Source organism: Microbacterium sp. (assembly GCF_011620715.1).
GTDB lineage: Bacteria > Actinomycetota > Actinomycetes > Actinomycetales > Microbacteriaceae > Microbacterium.
Genome location: NZ_WOYP01000065.1, coordinates 1 through 6,173, shown reverse-complemented (window position 1 = coordinate 6,173; position 6,173 = coordinate 1). Strand labels below are relative to the sequence as shown.

Here is a 6,173-nt window from a genome sequence, read left to right as displayed (position 1 = left end):
ACACCCACATCCTCATGCCCGCTCCAGGGTGCCCCAGCACGAGCCACCGGTCAAGGAGCCTCGGGGGAAACCTCCGCCGCAGGACTTTCGGTCTACTCGGCACCCCTGATGCGCGAGATGATCAAGGTGCGGACAGCTGAGTGATTCCGTCGTTCGCCGTCGCAGGTGTGCGGTTGGTTCCGCGAGTGCGATGGCCGGTTTCTGGAGGAGTTCGAATGATCATGCAGTACCTCAAGGATGCTCCCCGGTTCCTCTTCTTCACCGGAAAGGGCGGTGTCGGGAAGACGTCGGTCGCGTGCGCGACGGCGGTCGAGCTTGCGATCCGCGATCACCGTGTGCTGCTGGTGAGTACCGATCCGGCATCCAATCTCGGCCAGGTGTTCGGCATCACGATCGGCAACCGCATCACGGAGATCGCGTCGGTGCCGGGCCTGGCTGCGCTGGAGATCGATCCGGTGCAGGCGACGGACGCCTATCGCGAGCGGATCATCGAGCCTGTGAGGGGCGTTCTGCCCGAGGCGGAGATCTCCGCAATCATGGAGAGCCTGTCCGGCTCGTGCACGACCGAGATCGCGTCGTTCGATGAGTTCACTCAACTCCTGACGGACGACGCGCTCTACGGCGGCTACGACCACATCATCTTCGACACGGCCCCTACCGGCCACACGATCCGGCTGCTGCAACTGCCCGGCTCCTGGACCGAGTTCCTGACCTCTGGCGGCGATGCGTCGTGTCTCGGTCCGCTCGCTGGTCTCGACAAGCACCGCGCGACCTACGCCGCTGCGGTCGACGCGCTCACCGACTCGACCCGCACGAGGCTGATCCTGGTCGCCCGCCCTCAGCCGTCCGCGCTCAAGGAAATCGAGCGGACGTTCGCCGAGCTTGCGGCGATCGGCATGTCGGCCGGTTTCGTGGTGATCAACGGCGTTCTTCCTGCGCGTGCCGGCGATGAGCCGATCGCGCTCGCGGTGCGCTCGCGGGAGGTTGCGGCGATGGCGTCTATGCCGGCCGCGATCGCCGACCTGCCGCGGGATGTCCTGGAACTCAAGACTGGCAATGTGGTCGGTCTTGATGCGCTCCGCACGTTCTTCGCGCAAGACAGCTGGCCGACAGTACAGGCGAACGCAGTCGAGATCGGGGATGTCTCGGATGCTCCCCTGGTCGCGCTTGTGGATGAGATCGAGCGTGACGGTCACGGGCTCGTGATGTGCATGGGGAAGGGCGGTGTCGGCAAGACGACGATCGCCGCGGCCGTCGCTCTCGCCCTCGCTGTCCGCGGTCACGAGGTGCTCCTCACCACGACCGATCCGGCCGCTCACCTCACTGACACCCTCGGTGCGGTGGTCGACGGTCTCACGGTGTCACGGATCGACCCGGACAGCGCGCTCCAGCAGTATCGCGCGCACGTCCTGGCAACGAAGGGCAACGATCTGGATGAGGAGGGCCGGGCGGCCCTGGCCGAAGACCTGATGTCTCCATGCACGGCGGAGGTTGCGGTGTTCAATCAGTTCTCGCGGGCGGTCCATGACTCGCGACGCAAGTTCGTCGTGATGGACACCGCCCCTACCGGCCACACGCTCCTGCTGCTGGATGCGGCCGGCTCATACCACCGCGAGATCGCACGACAGATGGGTGCGGCGAACATGGGCTATACGACGCCGTTGATGCGCCTCCAGGATCCGGAACAGACCAAGATCATCATCATCACCCTCGCCGAAACGACCCCCGTGCTGGAAGCGATCGCTCTGCAGGATGACCTTGAGCGGGCCGGCATCCATCCGTGGGCGTGGGTTGTGAACGACTCGATCGCCGCGGCACACCCCGAGTCGGCGTTTCTGCGCACCCGCGCCCGCAACGAGGTCGCACAGCTCGCTCAGGTCCGCGCGCTGGCAGATCGGGTCGCGGTCGTCCCTCTGCTGCCGGAAGAGCCGACTGGCCCAGCGCGGCTATCTGCCTTGACCCACGGCATCCCTCAGCCTGCGTAGTGCCACGTAGGTGTCCAACCTGAGATGCTTGATCGAGCGTGATCGCACGCTGCACACGTCTGCGAGAAGGTTCGCGGCCGAACGAAGGAGTTCAGATGTCAGTCGTCGTCGTCGCCACGATCACTCCGATCGAGGGGCATCTTCAACAGGTTCTCGACGCCCTCGCGGTGACCGTTCCCCTCGTCCACGAGGAGCCCGGGTGCGAGCTGTACGCCGCCCATAGCGACGGGAAGACCGTCGTGATGGTGGAGCGCTGGGCGAGCCGGGAGGCCCTCGACGTGCACTCCGCGGGAGACAACCTCAAGAAGTTCGGAGCACTCGCCGGGCCGTCGCTGTCCGAACCGCCGAATGTCACGGTGCTCGAGAGCGTTCCCCTGGGAGATTCGACGAAGGGCACGATCCAATAGCTGGTTCATCCCGCGAGCGGATGCCGCTGGGAGAGTGGATGCGCAGAATTGCCGTGGAATACCTTGGGTCCGAGCCAGTCTCTCACCGCGTATGAGGTGCCCGTGTACGGTCAGCTCGTCGATCACCATCGACGGGCCGCTTGCCGACGAGCAGCGCGGAGCGCTTCTGGCGATCGCCGACAAGTGTCCCGTTCACCGCACTCTGAAGGGCTCGATCATTGTGCGCACCACCTTTGCTCCGACGGTGCGGACGGACATCTAGAACGCACACCTCCGGGGTCCGTTCCCCTCCCGCTGTCGCATCCACTTCGATGGGGCTGAGGACAGCGTGAACGAGCGGTCATCTCACGACGACGGTCGTCGTGGCCAGCCGGGCGAGGACCTGCTGGCTTGTCGAGCCGAGGATGAAGCGGGCAACTCGGCCACGGCCGTGTGATCCGATCACGGTGAGCCGTGCGTGCGATGCCAGCCGGTTGATCACCGTGTCCGGGCTGTAGCTGCGTTCTACGATGCGTCGTACGTCCAGGTCGGGGTACATCTGGGGGATCCCGGCGATCGAGATCGCCAAGGTCTCCTCGGTCAGTGCCTGCATGTTCTGCAGGTAGTCCTCGGGATATGAACGCACACTGAGCGGGATGGCGACCGGCGACCAGGAGATCGCTGCGGTGAGCTGTTCCCCTGTGCGCTGTGCCTCGGCCGCGGCGAACGCGATCGCGAGTTCAGACACCTCCGATCCGTCGACGCCGACCACCACCCCGGTCCGTCCGGTCAGGTCCAGGTCGGGTACGACCGCGACCGGGCACAATGCACCCGCCGTGATCCGGATTCCGTGCGGTCCTCTCGCCGGCCCGAACTCGGGCCCCCGATAGTCGCTTCCGATGACCAGAAGCGCCGCGCCCTTCGAGGCCTCGATGAGCTGCTCCACGGGCTTGCCACGCTCAACTCGTGCCTCGACCGGAACGCCCAGCGCGCGGACGCGCTCAGCCTCTCGCTCGAGCAGGCTCCGTGTCAACGGAAGGGCATCCTCGATGACTTCGCCTTCACCGACGACGCCGACCTCGTCGCCCAATACGGATATCAGCTCGAGCCGATCACCGCGTGCGGCCGCTCTCTCCGCGGCCCAATCCACGGCCCGCTGCGAAGCGACCGCATCCGTCACGCCGACAATCGTCTTCTGTCCCATCGTGATGCTCCTCTGCTCGAGAACGGCATTGACTGACGCCCGCACACCCATCTTCGATTGGCGCCACGTCGTGCTGACCTGTTCCATCATCGGGTGTCGCGCACGCCTCAGGTAGAGACGGAAGTCCCTTTCAGGACTGTTGGCCCTACTCGCGGGCCGTTCGGGCATGCACAGTAGAGGGACAGAGGCCGCGCAGAAGAGACGGCCCTGGACGGGATTCGAAGCGAATCGGAATGGAGCAGAGAAGTGGATGACGGCACGGATCTTCCATCGACAGTGCACGGTCCGAGCCAGGATGATGAGCGACGCGATGCGCAGGATCCATCCCTTCCACGACCAGATCGGACGCCGGAACACCTCACCCACCACCCGGCCGCCGCGGCGGGCTCAGCGAACGACCCGCACGCTCATCCGGCCGCCGAGGTGCTCGAGGGCCTTGCGACCACTCGCGCGGGACTCGAGTCGCAGGAGGTCCAGCGGCGTCATGCGCACTTCGGCCCCAACAGTCTTCCCGAGCCTTCGACCGTGCACCCGGCTCTGCGGTTCCTCGCGCAGTTCAACAACGCCATCATCTACGTCCTCCTCGCCGCAGCGGTGATCAAGCTCGCGTCGCGCGACTATATCGACGCATCGGTGATCCTCGCGGTGGCGCTGATCAACGCCATCATCGGTTTCATCCAGGAGGGACAGGCGGAGAAGGCACTGCGCGGCATCCGACGGATGCTGACTCCACAAGCGACTGTCAGACGCGATGGCGGGTGGCACGACATCGATGCCGCCGCACTCGTCCCAGGCGACATCATCCGGGTCCATGCGGGCGACCGTGCACCCGCGGACGCCAGGCTTGTCGAAGCCCGTGATGTCCGGGCGGATGAGGCGACACTGACGGGTGAGGCGGTGCCCGCTGCGAAGGACACCAGAACGGGGGAACACGAAGAACCCGTCGGCGACCGGCACAACATGCTGCACGCAGGATCGGTCGTCGTTGGCGGACGAGCGGTCGCGGTCGTCACCGCGACGGGAGTCCGCACGGAACTCGGGCGCATCCAGCAGCTGGTAAGCGACGTCGAGCACACGGACACCCCACTCATCCGCTCGATCAACCGGCTGGGGCGTCAGGTGACGGTCACCGTGCTTCTGTTGACGATCGTCATGGTTGCGCTCGGGTTCCTTCTGCACGGTGACTCCGTCGAGCTGCTTCTCTCCTCAGCGATCGCGTTCGCGGTGGCCGCGGTGCCAGAGGGTCTGCCTGCAGTGGTGACGATCACCCTTGCGCTGGGCGTGCGGCAGATGGCCGCGCGGCAGGCGATCACCCGCCGGCTGGCCGCGGTGGAAACCCTCGGGTCGGTCACCGTCATCTGCTCCGACAAGACCGGCACTCTCACCAAGAACGAGATGACCGTGCGGGCGGCCGAGACGACCGCGTCGCGATACACGGTCACCGGTGACGGCTACGACCCCGGCGGTGAGGTCCTGCGAGGCGGCGACGCGACTGCCGCGGACACCCCCGACCTTCGCGCGCTGGCGCTCGCCCTCGCCCTCTGCAATGACGCGCGACTTGACCGCACCCAGGCAGGTGCGTGGCGCGTCGTCGGGGATCCTACAGAAGGTGCTCTCGTCGCTTTCGGCCACAAGGCGGGCATCGACCTGACCGGCTACACGCGGCAGGACGAGATTCCGTTCGGGGCCGAAGCGAAGTACATGGCCACCCTGGATCGGTCGGTGCAGGGCGAGCAGTGGGTCTTCGTCAAGGGTGCCCCCGACCGCTTGCTCGCCCTCTGCGAGCACCAGCGGGCCGACGACGGAGGCCAGGAACCGATCGATCGGGATCGGTGGCAGTTGCTGGTAGACGCATACACCGCAAGGGGAATGCGGGTGCTCGCTGCGGCGCGCCGCAGCATGCCACCGGATGCCGTGACCGTCGAACCCGACGATCTCCACGACTTGGTGATGCTGGGCGTCGTCGCGATCGCCGACCCGCCGCGACCTGAAGCGACGGCCGCGATCGCCGAATGCCGGGAGGCGGGGGTGCGGGTGAAGATGATCACCGGCGACCACGCGCTGACGGCGCAGGCGATCGCCGCCGAGATGGGTGTCGCCGGCAGCGACGCGCTAGTGCTGACCGGGGCCGAGATCGACCGGATGGACGACCGGCAGCTGCGGGACGTCGTCGCAGATGTCGACGTGTACGCGCGCACCAGCCCGGAACACAAACTGCGAATCGTCGCGGCGCTTCAATCCCTCGGCTCCGTCGTCGCGATGACCGGCGACGGCGTCAACGACGCCCCCGCCCTGACCCGCGCCGACGTCGGCGTCGCCATGGGCATGAAGGGAACAGAGGCCGCCAAAGACGCTTCGGACGTCGTTCTCGCCGATGACAACTTCGCCACCATCGAGCGAGCGGTACGTGAGGGCCGGCGCGTCTACGACAACCTGCGCAAGTCGGTGGTGTTCATCCTGGCCACGACTCTCGGTCAGGCCCTGGTCGTCTTCACTGCTGTGGTGGCCGGCTTCCCGGATCCGCTGCAGCCCACTCAGATCCTCTGGGTGAACCTCGTCACCGCCGTCACCCTCTCGCTCGCCTTCGCCTACGAACCC

General features: G+C 66.4%; 4 protein-coding genes. 3 read left to right on the top strand and 1 reads right to left on the bottom strand.

All coding sequences use genetic code 11. The features are described 5' to 3' along the window. Positions 1 to 221 precede the first annotated feature (221 nt). On the top strand, positions 222 to 1,985 hold the full coding sequence (arsA, locus tag QZV84_RS06020; protein ID WP_363331888.1) for an arsenical pump-driving ATPase: 1,764 nt from the start codon (positions 222 to 224) through the stop codon (positions 1,983 to 1,985). Between the two features lie 95 nt (positions 1,986 to 2,080). Continuing rightward, a complete protein-coding gene (locus QZV84_RS06015; protein ID WP_292826834.1) occupies positions 2,081 to 2,392 on the top strand; it encodes a putative quinol monooxygenase in 312 nt (103 codons plus the stop codon). A 340-nt stretch (positions 2,393 to 2,732) separates the two neighbouring features. Here QZV84_RS06015 and QZV84_RS06010 read toward each other — a convergent pair whose 3' ends face one another. Continuing rightward, positions 2,733 to 3,575, bottom strand: coding sequence for a universal stress protein (locus QZV84_RS06010; RefSeq protein ID WP_292826832.1), 843 nt, complete (start codon positions 3,573 to 3,575; stop codon positions 2,733 to 2,735). 246 nt (positions 3,576 to 3,821) lie between these two features. Here QZV84_RS06010 and QZV84_RS06005 point away from each other — a divergent pair. Next, a partial coding sequence (locus QZV84_RS06005) for an HAD-IC family P-type ATPase (protein WP_292826830.1) occupies positions 3,822 to 6,173 on the top strand: 2,352 nt, incomplete at its 3' end.

What these genes read in the sequence shown, in the direction of transcription:
- arsA (WP_363331888.1), top strand. Translation starts at nt 222, where the DNA reads ATGCAGTACCTCAAGGATGCTCCCCGGTTCCTCTTCTTCACCGGAAAG.
- QZV84_RS06015 (WP_292826834.1), top strand. Translation starts at nt 2,081, where the DNA reads ATGTCAGTCGTCGTCGTCGCCACGATCACTCCGATCGAGGGGCATCTT.
- QZV84_RS06010 (WP_292826832.1), bottom strand. Translation starts at nt 3,575, where the DNA reads ATGGGACAGAAGACGATTGTCGGCGTGACGGATGCGGTCGCTTCGCAG.